15 protein-coding genes are annotated in these 15193 nt (G+C 35.0%); 2 read left to right on the forward strand and 13 right to left on the reverse strand.

All coding sequences use genetic code 11. The annotated features are described in order from the left end of the window. Positions 1 to 12: 12 nt before the first annotated feature. From D4A81_RS08615 to rsmH, 3 genes are read right to left on the reverse strand one after another with little or no spacing between them, the layout of a single operon-like run. A complete protein-coding gene (locus D4A81_RS08615; RefSeq protein WP_111525465.1) occupies positions 13 to 2046 on the reverse strand; it encodes a peptidoglycan D,D-transpeptidase FtsI family protein in 2034 nt (677 codons plus the stop codon). Then, complete coding sequence (locus D4A81_RS08620) at positions 2015 to 2512, reverse strand: cell division protein FtsL (protein WP_111525464.1); 498 nt, start codon at positions 2510 to 2512, stop codon at positions 2015 to 2017. Before D4A81_RS08620 ends, D4A81_RS08615 begins: the two co-directional genes overlap by 32 nt. Further along, positions 2513 to 3448, reverse strand: a complete 936-nt coding sequence (gene rsmH / locus D4A81_RS08625; protein ID WP_111525463.1) for a 16S rRNA (cytosine(1402)-N(4))-methyltransferase RsmH — start codon at positions 3446 to 3448, stop codon at positions 2513 to 2515. A 648-nt stretch (positions 3449 to 4096) separates the two neighbouring features. Here rsmH and D4A81_RS08630 point away from each other — a divergent pair. Continuing rightward, positions 4097 to 4987 carry a hypothetical protein gene (locus D4A81_RS08630; RefSeq protein ID WP_243111770.1) on the forward strand — a complete coding sequence of 297 codons (891 nt, stop codon included), beginning with the start codon at positions 4097 to 4099 and terminating at the stop codon, positions 4985 to 4987. Positions 4988 to 5308: 321 nt separating this feature from the next. Here D4A81_RS08630 and D4A81_RS08635 read toward each other — a convergent pair whose 3' ends face one another. The 5 genes from D4A81_RS08635 to D4A81_RS08655 form a co-directional block, all read right to left on the reverse strand. Then, the gene (locus D4A81_RS08635) at positions 5309 to 5596 is read right to left on the reverse strand and encodes a hypothetical protein (RefSeq protein ID WP_111524658.1); all 288 of its coding nucleotides are present in this window, start codon (positions 5594 to 5596) and stop codon (positions 5309 to 5311) included. Further along, positions 5586 to 6533: an ornithine carbamoyltransferase gene (gene argF, locus D4A81_RS08640; protein ID WP_111524657.1), complete on the reverse strand. Its 948-nt coding sequence runs from the start codon at positions 6531 to 6533 to the stop codon at positions 5586 to 5588. Before argF ends, D4A81_RS08635 begins: the two co-directional genes overlap by 11 nt. A gap of 71 nt (positions 6534 to 6604) precedes the next feature. Further along, positions 6605 to 7387 (reverse strand): TrmH family RNA methyltransferase, encoded by a 783-nt coding sequence (locus tag D4A81_RS08645; protein ID WP_111524656.1) that lies wholly within the window; start codon positions 7385 to 7387, stop codon positions 6605 to 6607. Between the two features lie 23 nt (positions 7388 to 7410). Next, entirely contained in the window at positions 7411 to 9342 is a 1932-nt protein-coding gene (locus tag D4A81_RS08650) for an NAD(+) synthase (protein ID WP_111524655.1), read from the reverse strand. Beyond that, complete coding sequence (locus D4A81_RS08655; RefSeq protein WP_111524654.1) at positions 9339 to 9887, reverse strand: HD domain-containing protein; 549 nt, start codon at positions 9885 to 9887, stop codon at positions 9339 to 9341. The genes D4A81_RS08650 and D4A81_RS08655 overlap by 4 nt, the downstream gene beginning before the upstream one ends. 115 nt (positions 9888 to 10002) lie before the next feature. Here D4A81_RS08655 and D4A81_RS08660 point away from each other — a divergent pair, with 115 nt between their 5' ends. Further along, positions 10003 to 10782 (forward strand): hypothetical protein, encoded by a 780-nt coding sequence (locus tag D4A81_RS08660; protein WP_111524653.1) that lies wholly within the window; start codon positions 10003 to 10005, stop codon positions 10780 to 10782. 40 nt (positions 10783 to 10822) lie between these two features. Here the strand turns inward: D4A81_RS08660 and D4A81_RS08665 are convergent, their stop codons facing one another. Genes D4A81_RS08665 through D4A81_RS08685 form a run of 5 tightly spaced genes read right to left on the reverse strand, consistent with a single transcriptional unit; the run spans position 10823 to position 15140 of the window. Next, positions 10823 to 11320 carry a tRNA (cytidine(34)-2'-O)-methyltransferase gene (locus D4A81_RS08665; RefSeq protein WP_111524652.1) on the reverse strand — a complete coding sequence of 166 codons (498 nt, stop codon included), beginning with the start codon at positions 11318 to 11320 and terminating at the stop codon, positions 10823 to 10825. Then, on the reverse strand, positions 11317 to 12477 hold the full coding sequence (locus D4A81_RS08670) for an aminotransferase class I/II-fold pyridoxal phosphate-dependent enzyme (RefSeq protein WP_111524651.1): 1161 nt from the start codon (positions 12475 to 12477) through the stop codon (positions 11317 to 11319). The genes D4A81_RS08665 and D4A81_RS08670 overlap by 4 nt, the downstream gene beginning before the upstream one ends. After that, positions 12474 to 12956 carry an Lrp/AsnC family transcriptional regulator gene (locus D4A81_RS08675; protein WP_111524650.1) on the reverse strand — a complete coding sequence of 161 codons (483 nt, stop codon included), beginning with the start codon at positions 12954 to 12956 and terminating at the stop codon, positions 12474 to 12476. Before D4A81_RS08675 ends, D4A81_RS08670 begins: the two co-directional genes overlap by 4 nt. Continuing rightward, positions 12928 to 13530, reverse strand: coding sequence for an AIR synthase-related protein (locus D4A81_RS08680; protein WP_111524649.1), 603 nt, complete (start codon positions 13528 to 13530; stop codon positions 12928 to 12930). Before D4A81_RS08680 ends, D4A81_RS08675 begins: the two co-directional genes overlap by 29 nt. Next, positions 13530 to 15140, reverse strand: a complete 1611-nt coding sequence (locus tag D4A81_RS08685) for a VanW family protein (protein ID WP_111524648.1) — start codon at positions 15138 to 15140, stop codon at positions 13530 to 13532. Before D4A81_RS08685 ends, D4A81_RS08680 begins: the two co-directional genes overlap by 1 nt. Positions 15141 to 15193: the final 53 nt, after the last annotated feature.

Genomic DNA, 15193 nt, shown 5'->3' on the forward strand with positions numbered 1-15193 from the left:
TCTCCAAATATTTTATTCTTGTGTCTCCCCTGCAGGTGCTCCCGGCAAGTCGTTTTCTCCATCATTTGGTATTACTTCCTCTCTGGAGTATACCTTCGTTTCAGCTTCAGTTTGAGTAGAACTGTCGGTAATACCCTCTGCTGAAGGGAATGAGCTAACATCTATACCCTCATCCACATTAGAATATATATTCATATATGGCAATACCTCTGTCATAATTTTTGAAAATAGAGAACTTGCATATGCTGATCTTGCCTGGTCTGCTACATGTGGAGTATCCACAAGCACATAGCATACCACCTCGGGACTCTGTGCAGGTACACTTCCTATAAATGAAACAAGATAGTTTCCATTACCTCTTGGGTATTTTTCTGCAGTTCCGGTCTTTCCACCTACATCATATCCTGCAACTGCAGCAGCACCACCTGTACCCTCTGCTACAGTTCTTCTAAGTGCTTCATTTATAAATATTGTGGTATGTGCGGATACAGTCTCTCTTACAAGCTCAGGGTCTATATTTTTTATTACTGCACCCTTAGAGTTCAAAATCTGTTTAGCCACATGAGGTTTATAGTATGAACCTCCATTTACAACAGATGAATATGCCGCTGCAACTTGTATCATTGTAGTATTATAATTCTGTCCAAATGAATTGGTAGCCAAATCTGTTGCACCTGCATTTTCGGCTGTATGTACCAAGCTACTTGTATCAGCTTCTCCCGGTAAATCTATATCTGTCTTTAGTCCAAATCCAAACACTTTTTGATATTCATAAAATTTCTTACCACCCTCTGCTCTGGAAATGTCCATCATAGCCACATTGCATGACTCCATAAGTGCCTCTGTAACATTAATATCACCATGTCCATTCCTGTTTGCACATCTTATCTTCCAGCCACCTATTTCCTCGAATCCTCTACAGTTATAGCTTTCATTTCCATTTATTGCGCCCTCTTCCATAGCAGATGCCACTGTAAATACCTTTGACGGTGAACCAGGTTCATATGTATCACTGACTGTGTAATTTCTCCATATATTATTAAGTGCCTCCCCTTTTGCCTTATCATCCATAGCATCCTGTTGTTCTTGAGAGTAATAAGGATTTAAATCTCTTGGATTGTTTAAGTCAAAAGTTCTGCTTGTAGCCATTGCCAGTATCTCTCCATTATTAGGATTCATAACTATGGCAGCAGTCATATTTGAGCCTGTTGAGTTTTGCCATTCATTGATATATTTCTCTACAATCTTTTGAATATTTAAATCTATTGTAGAAACCACCATATTGCCATCAATAGGATCTTTAAAGATTCTTTCAAGAGATGACCTGTCGTTTAGGTATCCATATTCTCTACCTGATATTCCTGTCAATGTATCATTATAATACTGCTCTATCCCTGCATATCCCTTCGAACTTTCATCTCCGGAAAACCCTATAACATTGCATGCTGTAGAACCATAAGGATACATTCTTTTGTACTTTGCTTCAAACCATACTCCTTTTATCTCTTTAGGTTCTTTCGCCTCTTTTTGTGTTTTTCTAAACTCTTCTACTTTTTCTTCAAATTGAATCTTTTGCTCATATGAAATATTTTTTGCATATACTACATAATAATTATCAGATTTTTCTGCAATAACATTTCTAAGTTCATCTGTACTATATCCAAAAAATTCACTAAGCAAATTAACTGTAGCTTCCAAATACTTATCCTGATTTGAATTTATTTGTTTTGCATCCAAAATCAAATCATAAACTTTTTCACTTGTAGCAATATATGTTCCATTTCTATCCAGAATATCCCCTCTTTTATAGGGTATTTCTTTGGATTCATATTTAAACTGTGAAAGTATCTTTTTATTATATTCAACTGCATTGTTTTTTTGTAACATAAGGATTTTAAAAAACAATGCAGCGAAGGCTATCCCTATTAACACCAGGATAATTGTAAGCCTCCCCTGCAAAACATCCGTAGGTATTGAAATATTTCCGTCCCCACCTTTTTTATTGGTCCCCTTTTTATTTGGGGATGTCTTCAAATTGTCTGACATATTCACTTTCCGTTTTCTCGTATGTTATAACTTGACTCTTCTTTGCATAAATCATACCCAACCTATTTGTAGCCACATCATATATGTGGTCCAAATCAACATATAATGCAATATCAGCCTCAGCAGCATCATTTTCATTTTTCAGATTCTCAAGCTCTGACTCCTTTATCTGCGTCTGCCTAATAGTAGAAGTCAACTTGGATTGTATTGAAATATAATTTACACATAATACAAGTACTACCAACATAGCTACTGACATCGTCATCAAATGAGAAAAGCTCATAGAAGTAGTATTTTCTTGCCTTTTCCTTATTGATTTCTTTTTCTTTGAAAATTCATTACCATCCGTTTCTCTTTGTGGAATTTGTGTCTCCACTTTTCTTACAGCATTACCTTCAATATAATATTCTGTCCCTACTCCGGTCTTTCTCTTAATTCCTTGCTTTTTCTTATTAACTTCTTTCATTTAGACTCCCTTTTCAAATACCCTAAGTTTAGCACTCTTTGATCTGGAATTTTCTTCCAACTCATTCTCTCCGGGCAATATAGCCTTCCTCGTAATCACTCTTCCCTTTGATTTGTTTCCACAAACACAGACAGGAAATTTCTTTGGACAGACACATGGTGATTCCGCTTTTTTGAATGCCTGCTTCACTATTCTATCCTCAAGTGAATGGAATGTGATAATAGACAGCCTACCACCCGGTTTCAACAAATCAATCATTACATTTATAGATTCGGTAAGCACTTCAAGCTCTTTATTTAATTCAATTCTTATAGCCTGAAATGTCCTTTTTGCCGGATGACCACCTGTAATCTGTATTTTCATAGGAATAGCAGATTTTATAATATCCACCAATTCAAATGTGGTTTCAATTCTTTTTTTATCCCTATATTCTACTATATGCTTTGCAATATTCTTTGCAAATCTGTCCTCTCCATAATCTCTGATAATATGAAAAAGCTCAGTCTCAGAATAGTTATTTACAATATCCGAAGCCTTAAGCTCATTTCTATCATCCATTCTCATATCAAGCGGTGCATCAAATCTGTAGGTAAATCCTCTCTCAGCAGTGTCCAACTGATATGATGATACGCCAAGGTCGATATATATACCATCAACCCGGCTTATGTTTTCTCTCTCTAATATATACTGTATATTGACATAATTATCTCTTATAATAATAACATGTTTACTATAATCAATCAATCTTTGTGTAGCAGCTTTTATGGCATCTGCATCTTGGTCAATACCTATAAGCTTGCCATTATCCAGTCTTTTAACCACCTCTAGGGCATGTCCGCCACCGCCTAAAGTACAGTCTACATAGTATCCGTCAGCTTTTATATTCAAAGATTCTATCACTTCATCCAAAAGCACTGATTTATGGTTAAAAGCCATAACTAAACCTCATCCTTTTAATTTTATGCCGAACCTGTAAAAAACATGAATCAGGCACTATAAGAATATTAGACTACTCGGCTAAAAAAATCAAGTTTTTATATTCTTAAAATTTAAAATCCTAGGGTGAAAAGTTTATTTCCACTATCCCTATATTAAAGTTGCATTTAGTCTTACACATATTTCAACTTTTACAATAGTTGCATTTAGTAGTACACTTTATGTAAGACAGCTACCAGAAAGGTAGGTATTAATATAAAATCTTTAAATTCTTTTTATCACTTAACACTCGAAGATAGACACATTATACTCGCCGGCATAACTAATAGTTCCACTAAAACTGCTATCGCTAAAACTATAGGTAAAAACAAGTCTACTGTTTGTAAGGAAATTAAGTTGCATCGTAAGTTGACTCACAGATGTAGTATGCCTCTTGAATGTAATAACTACAAGAAATGCCCTTTTGGACGTAAATGTACTACTGAATGTATACTTTTTTCTCCATTCTACTGCAAGAGGCGTGACCGCTCTCCCGGTGCCTGCAATGGCTGTAGTAATCGGAGGCATTGTCGCTTCGATAAGTATGACTATTCCCCACAAGATGCTTGGTTAGATTATAGATATACACTAGTAGACTCTAGGCAGGGTGTGAATCTAACCGCAAAGCAGGCTAAAGATCTAGCCAATACTATAGCTCCTCTACTTAAACAAGGGCTATCTCCATATCAGATACTTGCTTCACATCCTGAACTTGGTATATCTGAGAAAACACTGTACAACTACATAGAAGGTGAGGTGTTTCATGAGATAGCCGGTATAACTGTCCTTGACCTTAGACGACAAGTCTCAAGAAAACCTTCAAAAAAGAAATCAAAGAAATTTAAAAAAAGAGCAGATAATAAACATCTGATTGGACGTACATATAATGATTATAAGATATACATTGATGACAATCCGAATGCTCTTATAACTCAAATGGATACAGTCTATAACGACGAAACCACTGGACCATTTATTCAGACTTTCAAATTTATTCCATCAGGCATCTTATTCGCACTCTATCAAACTGAAAAAACATCCTCTGCTATGAAAGATGGAGTAAATACATTAGAGACTATTCTTGGCAAAGATGTATTTAGAAAATATGTAAATGTTTTACTAACTGATAGAGGTTCTGAATTTTATGCAGCAAAGGATATGGAAACAGATATGGATGGCTCCACACGCACTAGGATATTCTATTGTGATCCTATGCAATCAGGGCAGAAAGGTTCTCTTGAAAACAATCACATTCAACTACGCTATATCCTTCCAAAACAAACAGATTTGAGATCTATTGGTTTAACGGATCAACATTCTCTTAATCTTGTTATAAGCCATATAAATTCTGCACCTGTTGAAAAATTTGGTGGCAAGAGTCCTTTAGAGGTGGCATCCTTCATGTACCATGATCTCTATGAAAAGCTGATGACATTTGGTATCAGAGAAATTGAAAAAGATAGGATTATTTTAAAACCCTATCTTCTGAAAAATAGATAACTCTAATTATAGGTAGCTGTCAGGGTGTCTCATAATGGTATCTTACAAGTGGAATTTAGTCCTACACTCAAAAAAAATCGACTAAAGTCCGCTTACTTGTCATTCAAAAAAACGACTTATATGCACCTAAATAGCTCCATATAACACTTATATTGTAACACTTATTGCATCTTTATAGTAGTATAAATGCTATATTTCTTTGCTTTTGTAACACTAAATGCAACTTACATGATTTTACTTTTTTAAGTTGAATTAACATTTACACTTCAGCTAAAATTTAAAATGCACTTGAAAATAAACCTTATCTTCAAGTGCATTTCTTTATAGATTCAAAAATCCTACAGTAGACATCAAAAGCATAAATAAAAATAATAGAAACATTCCCATTGCTTTTAAAAAACTACACTTTAGATGTTCTTCATTCTTAAAGTATTTTACCGCATCCAATAAACAACTGATGGAAAACAGTAAAAAAATCAGTGGAAAAAATATTGCATATTTACTTGGTGATAAAAAAGCAAATACAACCATTATAATGATAACAAATGCCAAAATAACATGCAGTACATCCCTGATAAAAAGAAAACCCTGCTTCCTTCTACTTGTCATCTCCCTTACCTAATGTAGCTACCATCACTGCCTTAATAGTATGCATACGGTTTTCAGCCTCATCGAATACTACTGATTTTGCACTTTCAAAGACATCCTCAGTCACCTCATATCCCTTTATGGCTGGCAGACAGTGCATAAATATCGTACTTTCCTTTCCTGTTTTATTCATTAAATCAATATTGACTTGATAAGGTTTCAAAAGCTCAATCCTTTCTTTCGCCTTATCCTCTTCACCCATTGACACCCAAACATCTGTATATATTACATCAGCATCCTTAACAGCATCTATATCTTCACTTATAGTGAGTTTTGCCCCGGAAGTTTTCGCATAGCCCTCACATAAATCCACCAGTTCCTTAAGCGGCCAAAGTGTTTTTGGTGCTAATACTGTCATATTTACACCAAGCTTTGTCATTCCAATCATCAGAGAGTTTGCCATATTGTTTCTGCCATCTCCAATATACACAAAATTAAGTCCTTCTACCTTTCCAAAATGCTCCTTCATTGTAAGAAGATCTGCCAAAATCTGAGTCGGATGATATTCATCTGTAAGTCCGTTCCATACCGGCACACCTGCATACTTTGCCAATTCTTCCAATGTGGAATGTTTAAAGCCTCTAAACTCTATTCCATCAAACATCCTTCCAAGTACCCTTGCAGTATCTGCAACACTCTCCTTATGTCCAAGCTGTATATCATCTTTACCAAGATACTCAGGGAATGCTCCCTCATCTCTTGCTCCTACAACAAAGGCACATCTTGTCCTTGTTGAGGGCTTTTCAAATAAAAGAGCTATATTTTTACCCTTTAATCTGTCTCCGTTAATACCTTTTTTCTTATCCGCCTTAAGTTTTGCTGATAAATCCAGTAAATACGCTATCTCTTCTCTTGAAAAATCCTTTAAAGTCAGAAAATGTCTTCCAAATAAATTCATAAATATACCCCTTTCTTGATATTTCAACAGTATATCATATAAATATTAATTTGTCTGCATAAAAATTCAAATCATTTTCTTCTCTGTCTAAAAACTTCATACATAAGTATACTACCTGCCACTGCTGCATTCAAAGACTCAACCTTGCCAAGCATAGGAATTTTCACCTTGTTTTCCACAATATCCAATATTTCCTTTGATATTCCTGCTGCCTCGTTTCCTATTATGAATGCAGTATCTTTTGTATAATCCATACAATCATATTCTATGGCTCCTTCAAGACTGCTTGCATAAATATCTATTTTTTTCGAATAAAGCTTTGCTACAGTTTCTTTTAAGTCTTTCACATATATGAATGGAACTCTAAAAATAGAACCCATAGTAGAACGAATAACCTTGGGATTATATATATCAACAGTAGTTTCATTCATTATAATTCCAGTAATTCCGGCTCCCTCACCTGCTCTGACCAATGTTCCCAAATTGCCCGGATCCTGCAAACTGTCCAATATAAGTAGATTATGTGGATCATCTTTCGTTCTCAAAATATCATCCAGTGTATATTCTTTTCTCTTTGCAACAGCCATTACTCCTTGTGGCGTCTTGGTATCAGATATTGATTCAAATATTCTATCACTTACTGTTTCATATTGAGGGTATATTTCAGATAGTAAGTCCTTATTTTCAGCTTCAAAGTTTTCGCCTACATAAACATCCAATATCTCATCTCTTTGCAGCTCTCTAAACATTCTAATACCCTCAATAATATAGGCATTTTGCTTTTTTCTGGCACTACTTTTTTTTATCAATGCCGCCAAATCTTTTATCTTTTTATTTCCTGATGAAGTAATCATTATCTTCTCCTATATACTTCCACTCAGATATTTATATTTTCCAAATCCTTTAGCCACAATGCTCTGCTGGCATCACTTGGCATTCTAAGATCTCCCCTTGGAGATATTGCTATACTTCCAACTTTCGGACCGTCAGGCAATGCAGATCTTTTAAACTGCTGTGCAAAAAATCTTGAATAGAACACATTTAACCATTTAGCTATTGTTTCAGCATCATACTGATCTTTAAATGCCCTTTTTGCCATCATATATATCTTAGAAGGCATAAAGCCAAAACGCAGTGCATTGTATAAAAAGAAATCATGTAACTCATAAGGTCCTACCAAGTCCTCTGTCTTTTGTACTATCTTACCATTCTCCGGCGGTAAAAGTTCAGGTGAAACCGGTGTATCCAAAATATCATACAATATATTCGCTATCCTCTTATCCTCAGTAGTATCTGCATAATAGTTAACCAGATGTCTCACCAATGTTTTTGGAATAGATGCATTGACACCATACATCGACATATGATCACCATTATAGGTTGCCCATCCAAGTACCAGCTCTGATAAATCACCGGTACCTACCACCAGACCATTGTCTCTGTTGGCAATATCCATAAGGATCTGTGTCCTCTCTCTTGCCTGTGCATTCTCATATGTAATATTCTTTACAGTTATATCATGCTTGATATCCAAAAAATGCCTCTTTATAGACTCTACTATAGAAATCTCTTCAAGTGTAGCACCAAAACTCTTTGTAAGTTCACAAGCATTATTATAGGTTCTGTCTGTAGTTCCAAAGCCCGGCATTGTAATAGCCTTTATACCACTTTTATCAAATCCTAACATCTCATATGTCTTTGCACATACAAGCAGTGCCAAAGTTGAATCAAGACCTCCTGAGATTCCAAGAATGACATTCTTTGCTCCTGTATGCAGCATTCTCTTTTTCAATCCAAGTGCCTGTATTGTAAGAATTTCCTCACATCTTTCCTTTCTCTTTGATATATCATCCGGTACAAATGGTTTTGGATCAAATGTCCTTATCAGCTCAAATTCTTCATTCTCAAGCTCAAACTCCATTTTAAAATAATCTTTTTTATAATAATCAGAGTCATCATCTATTTTGAATGTGGTCTGTTTTCTTCGTTCCATATTGAGTCGATTTACATCTATCTCTATCCTTACAGCCTCATTTTTAAATCTGGTACTTTCCGCCAAAATCTTACCATTTTCTGCTATTATTCCTTGTCCTCCGAATACCAAATCTTGAGTTGACTCACCTTCACCGGCATTTGCATAGATATAACTACATATAAGCCTCTTTGAATGATTGCTTATCAAACTGTCTCTATATGACTTTTTACCAACTATATCATTTGATGCGGAAGCATTGATAATAACATTTGCACCTGCAAGTGCATGTGCTATACTTGGGGGATTCGCAACCCAAAGATCTTCACATACTTCACCTGCTATAACAAGTTCCGGAATATTTGAGCAATGGAATAATATTTTTGATCCCATAGGAATTACATCGTCAAATAATTCTACCCACACAGGATTCTCAAATCCTCTGTTAAAATATCTCTCCTCGTAAAATTCTCCATAGTTTGGCAAATTAATCTTATTTATAAGTCCAAGAAGTTCTCCATTTGATATTGCTGCCACTACATTATACAATTTTCCACTATAATCCCAAGGCAAACCTATAAATACAAGTGATTTATGTCCCTTTGTAAAATCAACTATCTCTTTTAGAGCCTTCTTAGCCTCTCTAATGAGTATATCTTGAAAAAACAAGTCATTACATGTATATGCCGTCAAACAAAGCTCAGGAAAAACTATTATACCACTCTTGTTTTCCCATTCCTTTTCTATAGCTTTTTTTATACTTTCCTTATTAAACTCTACATCACCTACCTTAATATCAGGTGACACACTTGAAACTCTTATAAAACCGTCTTTCATATTTTCTCTTTCACATCTCCAAAAACAAAATTACAAAGTCCTTCATATTCCTTGTAAAACACATTATCTTTCAAGTCTTTCAATGCCTCCAAAATTCCATAGTAGTACTTCCCTTGCTTTACCTTGTCTTTTTCATTGAACCTTAATAAAAACTCATCTCCCAAGCTTAGATAATCTCTTGCAGAATTTCTGATATTCGACAATTTATCTCCTAAAGCTATCATCTTAACCTCTATCGGTTCATTTATCAAAGTATCTAATGTATTCATCTTCCTTTCAATCCATGACTTTGACTTATCCTCTGATTCTTTTGCTACCATAGATGCAACCCTCTCACCAAAATTTCTCTTGATTTCCTCTATAGTTACAGACGTATCCTCTACAGTATCATGCAGTAAGGCTGCTACTCTTACCTCTTCATCATCAGTCATGAGAGATACTATAGTGCATACCTCAAGAGGATGATTGATATATGGTACTGTGCTACCTTTTCTAACTTGACCTTCATGTGCCTTTATTGCAAATTCTACTGCTTTTTCTATCATATTAACTCCTTTGCCCTATTATATTTATATTATGTGCAATTTTAACTTGAAGTTTCTTTTTAAGTCTGTTATTCTAGTCAAAGATTGCTTGTACAAGTGAAAGTGAGGAAAATCTATGTCAGATGAAGTTAATGTAAATGAAAAACCTAAAAAAAGTAAGTTTTCAAAACTCAAGTATATAATAGCATTTATATTCGTAAATGTAATCATATTTTTTGTTGTAACCTCACAGCCGAAGTTTGAACTTTCTATAGTGGAGAATCCTGATTCAAGGTCTGTAGAAATCAGAGTTACTCAAAAGAGTTTCTTTCCTTTGCAGAGTTTTACAATGACTCTTGATGAGGCACCTCTCTCCTATACCAAAAATGGTAATACCTATGTGGCTACAGCAACACATAACGGTACATTAGAGATTGTAGCTACAAATCTTAATACTATGTCTCAAACCATATATGATAGAATAGACAGTATTGACTCTACAGCACCAACCATATTTGCTCAACTGGTAAAAAAGGGGATTCTAAATATAACTTTTGAGGACGGACACTCCGATATTGACTATGATAGCATATATGCAATAGACAGTAATGATAAAAAGCTGAAGCCTTCAAAAATAGATGAGGAAGGCGGTAGAGCAACATTTGAATTTGATACATATTCTATAAAAGCATATGTTTCCGATACTGCCGGAAATGAGGGTGAGGTTGAATTTAACAATAGTGAAGTAAATCAAACCAAACTTGTTTCTGCTGAAGGTACTGAAATAAATGATATTCCGGTTGAAGAACAGGAAAATAATCAGAACGATCTTTCTGATGAAACTACTTTTGATGTTGGAAATCTAAATGAGAAACCACCAAAGCAAAATGATGACTATCTATATGAAAAACATTAATATAATAAAAACTCCATTCCAAACGGTCTGGAGTTTTTTATTATTTATATGTCAGTCTATGTAATTCTCCTGTCAGTTGCATCTTCTCAAATCCGTTTTGCGATAATGCTTCATATAGAATAATAGCTACCGAATTTGATAAATTCAAACTTCTGATATCTCCCCACATAGGTATTCTGATACATTTATCCTCATTATCTGAAAGAATCTCCTCAGGTATACCGGCACTTTCCTTTCCAAACATTATATAATCATCAGGATTATACTTAGCTTCCTTATAGGTATGATGTGCCTTAGTAGTAGCAAAATACATATGCTCCTTTGCCGCAAGATTTTTTTCATAAAAATCTTCAAGATCTGAATATATATTAATATCCAACTTATCCCAGTAGTCCATACCTGCACGCTTTATCTGCTTTTCATTGATTCTAAAACCTAGAGGTTCGATAAGATGTAGTCTTGTATTTGTCGCAACGCAGCTTCTACCAATATTACCGGTATTTGCAGGTATCTCAGGCTCAAGTAAAACTATATTCATGAAAGACTCCTTACAAATTTTTCAATTCTTGAAATTGCTTCCTTAAGTCTCTCCATGGAGTAAGCATACGATACTCTTACATATCCCTCTCCGCTATCGCCAAAAGCTGTTCCCGGTACTATGGCAATCTTTTGTTCTTCCAAAAGTTTTGTTGCAAATTCTTCTGATGTCATATTGAATTTTTTTATACTTGGAAATACATAAAACGCACCTTGTGGTTCGAAACAGGTCATACCAAGCTCTTCGAATCGGTGCAGCAAGTATCTTCTTCTTTGGTTGTAAGATTCTCTCATTTTTGCTACCTCTATATCACCATGTATCAGTGCTTCCACTGCTGCATATTGACTTGTAGTAGGAGCACACATTATAGCGTACTGGTGAATTTTTGTCATCTGAGCAATTATTTCCTTTGGACCTGTGGCATACCCAAGTCTCCAACCTGTCATAGCATATGATTTTGAAAAACCGTTTATCAAAATAGTTCTTTCCTTCATACCCTCTATTTGTACTATTGAGGCATGCTCTCCCTCATATGTAAGCTCACAGTATATCTCATCAGAAATCACATATAAATCCTTCTCTATACATACTTTAGCTATGTCTTTTAATTCATCTATATTTAATATAGAACCGGTAGGATTGTTGGGAAAAGGTAAAATAAGTATTTTTGTTTTATCAGTAATCTTTTCAAGAATCTGATCTGCCTTTAATTTAAAGCCATCCTCTGCTTTTAAATCTATTATTACCGGATTTCCGCCTGCAAGTATTGTACAAGGCTCATAGGATACATATGAAGGCTGTGGTATCAGCACTTCATCATCACTATCAATCATTGCTCTAAGGGCTATATCAATACCCTCAGATCCTCCCACTGTAATAATCATTTCATCTTTTGGGTCATACTCTACATTAAGTTTTCTAATGAGATATTTTCTGATTTCTTCTCTAAGCTCCATCAAACCTGAGTTTGATGTGTAGAAAGTCTTTCCCTTTTCTAGAGAATATATACCTGCATCCCTTATAAAATATGGCGTATCAAAATCAGGCTCACCCACACCTAAGGATATAGCATCCTCCATAGTATTTACTATATCAAAAAACTTTCTGATACCTGAAGGTTTTATTGATTTTATTTTTTTTGATATCGGGTCTCTCATGGTGTTATCAGCTGCCTCTCATCTTTTTTCTTTGCAGATAATATTGTTCCATGGTCTTTATATTTCTTCAATACAAAATGTGTTGCAGTTGAAAGTACGGAATCCATAGGTGCCAACTTATCTGAGACAAATTGTGCAACCTCTCTCATGGTTCTGCCCTCAATAAATACTGTAAAGTCAAATGCTCCACTCATCAAATATATTGCACTGACTTCTGAAAACTGATAAATTCTTTCCGCAATATTATCAAAACCCATTCCCCTTTGTGGAGTAACTCTTACCTCAATAAGTGCATTAACCTTTTCATTAGCTGTTTTTTCCCAATTTATCAAAGTATGATAACCACATATCACACCTTCCTTTTCCATATTTGCAATCTCATTTGCAACAGCTACTTCATCTTCACCCAATAAAATAGCAAGTTCTACAATATCAATTCTAGAATTTTTCTCAATTATTGACAGTATTTTCTCTCTCATCTTTTATCACCTTAAAAATTTCATCATCTGTAGGCCTATTCACATACTCAATAGCCTCTTTATCAACTATTATTTTATCCGGAGTATCACTTAGATGACCTATTATCTGTGCAGCGACCCCATTTTCATCTAAAAATTTACAAACTGATATAGGATCTTCAGTTATAATAAGTTTTCCTTCACTTAAAAGTCTATATATATTAAGTCCAAAATACTCACAAATTTCAATACAAATCTGAATTGCAGTTATTTTTTTTATCTCTATTTCGAAACCGCAACCTAAGGATTTGGCAAGTGTATATATTGACTTTAATATACCTCCCTCTTTTACATCCGATATTCTATCACTAAAGCCTGCAAATATACTATTTATATCTACAGGCCCTTTAATTGATCTATCATTAGATATGGGAGATAAATATCTCCCATAATAACCTCTATTTTCAATATGCTCTAATATACTCTCTAAATATATCTTATTAAAATACCTACTTAAATCATCATAGTATTCTCTTATTAATCTAAGAGTACCCTTTAATCCTGCATATCCACAAAATACTATATATTTTTTCATTACTGACCTTGAGTTATATCCGGATTAAAACCGGGTCCCAAACTTACATCCGGTGCAGGCGTTGTCTCTTCCGGTACAGAATCTGTAGGAGCTGTATTCTCTGTTGGTTCCTCAGGATTTGTTTCAGCCGGTGCAGGTGGTGGTGCTGCTGCTGCTCCTGTTCCCCTTATATATACATCATTTGCCATCATATAAGTATCACTTGATACAAGCTCTCTACTTACTTCAACACCGTCTTCCTTGACAACTTTCCAAAGTTTTGAGACTCTTCCTCTATGTCCATCTGACTGTTTTCTTAAATAGCCGCTAGGCTTTGAAGGATCATCTATATATGTTTTACCCTTAGCAGTCTCACTGATTACCTCAGACTCAAATTCAATACTTCTATTTGAAGGTCTGTCTTCTTTACCCCAAATAGTGAATGTTACATTTCTTCCTGATGTAATAGCCTCCACATAAATCGGTGTGCTTCTATTATTTGTCACCTTTATATCCTTATAGTCTCCTGCTATCGCAGCATCACCACTTGGCTGTACATAACCAACTATCATAGAGTGATTCTTTCTCTCTGTAATCGTTATCTCTGCTCTCAATGACGCCTCATACAAGGTAGTAGCAATTTGACAAGCTCCACCACCTACACTGTCCACTACTAAACCGTTTGCATATGCCTTTGCCATTTTATATCCATTTTTGATTGTAAAAGGATGCATTTTTTCATAGCCTGACAAAGTTTCTCCCGGCATCAAAAGCACACCATCCATCTTTTCCGTACCAACTGCAATATTTGTAGCTCTCTCAGATGATGATGATGAATAATTTGTAGTAAAAGTTCCCAAAACATCCTTAATATCTTTTAGATCTTCCGCTTTTACTGTAGCTGTATGCTTTGTAAGCTCTGCAACTATAGTCTCTTCTCCATCCTTTAAAACTGCTTCTTTAAGTTTTGCTACAGTGGATTCATTATCTATAGCATATCCGTCATGCTCCGGAGTTATCTCAAATGCATCATTTACTCTTTTTATAGTAGCATTTGCCGGTGCATTTGGATTGGTACTGTTTGCTCTTTCCAAGAATGCATTCAATGCATCCTCATCAAAAGAGATATTTGGAGTAATACTTTCAGGAGTTTCTAAGAGAACCGAACTCTTTGCAAATCTATCAATCATATTTCCGGAGGTATATTTTTGTGCCTCCTCTAATATGGCATCTTTATTTTCTATATTTGTCCCAATCTCCGCATAGCTTGCTTCTACTTTTTCTCCATTAAATTCCAAAATAAAATTCTTTTCATTAATTCTATTTTGAATATTTGTCAATGCATCTTCAAGTGCATACATTGTTTTAATATCATCAAAACCCGTTACACTAAATCCCTGTGGAAGCCTTTTTTCAGCTTTTATACCATCATCAGCAACCTCATTTTGGCTCTCAGGTGTAGCATCACTATCCGTTGATATTTGCCCACCTTCCAAAATCACATCATCAGCAAGCGTCTCCTCATTGGCTGCACTAATATCAAATCTACCTGCCCCTGTGCTTACACTAAGTCCCAAAATAGCCATAAAAACAGCCATTGAAACTGTTATATTCACTATGTTTTTCTTCAACTGTCTCCTTATCCTCTCAATATTATTTTAAAACCCTTTGATAGCCGCCACTA

Origin of the sequence: Lachnoanaerobaculum umeaense, from assembly GCF_003589745.1 — a bacterium.
GTDB classification, from domain to species: Bacteria; Bacillota; Clostridia; order Lachnospirales; family Lachnospiraceae; genus Lachnoanaerobaculum; species Lachnoanaerobaculum umeaense.

What these genes read in the sequence shown, in the direction of transcription:
- D4A81_RS08635 (WP_111524658.1), bottom strand. Translation starts at nt 5,596, where the DNA reads ATGACAAGTAGAAGGAAGCAGGGTTTTCTTTTTATCAGGGATGTACTG.
- rsmH (WP_111525463.1), bottom strand. Translation starts at nt 3,448, where the DNA reads ATGGCTTTTAACCATAAATCAGTGCTTTTGGATGAAGTGATAGAATCT.
- D4A81_RS08615 (WP_111525465.1), bottom strand. Translation starts at nt 2,046, where the DNA reads ATGTCAGACAATTTGAAGACATCCCCAAATAAAAAGGGGACCAATAAA.
- D4A81_RS08670 (WP_111524651.1), bottom strand. Translation starts at nt 12,477, where the DNA reads ATGAGAGACCCGATATCAAAAAAAATAAAATCAATAAAACCTTCAGGT.
- D4A81_RS08675 (WP_111524650.1), bottom strand. Translation starts at nt 12,956, where the DNA reads ATGAGAGAGAAAATACTGTCAATAATTGAGAAAAATTCTAGAATTGAT.
- D4A81_RS08650 (WP_111524655.1), bottom strand. Translation starts at nt 9,342, where the DNA reads ATGAAAGACGGTTTTATAAGAGTTTCAAGTGTGTCACCTGATATTAAG.
- argF (WP_111524657.1), bottom strand. Translation starts at nt 6,533, where the DNA reads ATGAATTTATTTGGAAGACATTTTCTGACTTTAAAGGATTTTTCAAGA.
- D4A81_RS08655 (WP_111524654.1), bottom strand. Translation starts at nt 9,887, where the DNA reads ATGATAGAAAAAGCAGTAGAATTTGCAATAAAGGCACATGAAGGTCAA.
- D4A81_RS08620 (WP_111525464.1), bottom strand. Translation starts at nt 2,512, where the DNA reads ATGAAAGAAGTTAATAAGAAAAAGCAAGGAATTAAGAGAAAGACCGGA.
- D4A81_RS08680 (WP_111524649.1), bottom strand. Translation starts at nt 13,530, where the DNA reads ATGAAAAAATATATAGTATTTTGTGGATATGCAGGATTAAAGGGTACT.
- D4A81_RS08645 (WP_111524656.1), bottom strand. Translation starts at nt 7,387, where the DNA reads ATGATTACTTCATCAGGAAATAAAAAGATAAAAGATTTGGCGGCATTG.
- D4A81_RS08660 (WP_111524653.1), top strand. Translation starts at nt 10,003, where the DNA reads ATGTCAGATGAAGTTAATGTAAATGAAAAACCTAAAAAAAGTAAGTTT.
- D4A81_RS08665 (WP_111524652.1), bottom strand. Translation starts at nt 11,320, where the DNA reads ATGAATATAGTTTTACTTGAGCCTGAGATACCTGCAAATACCGGTAAT.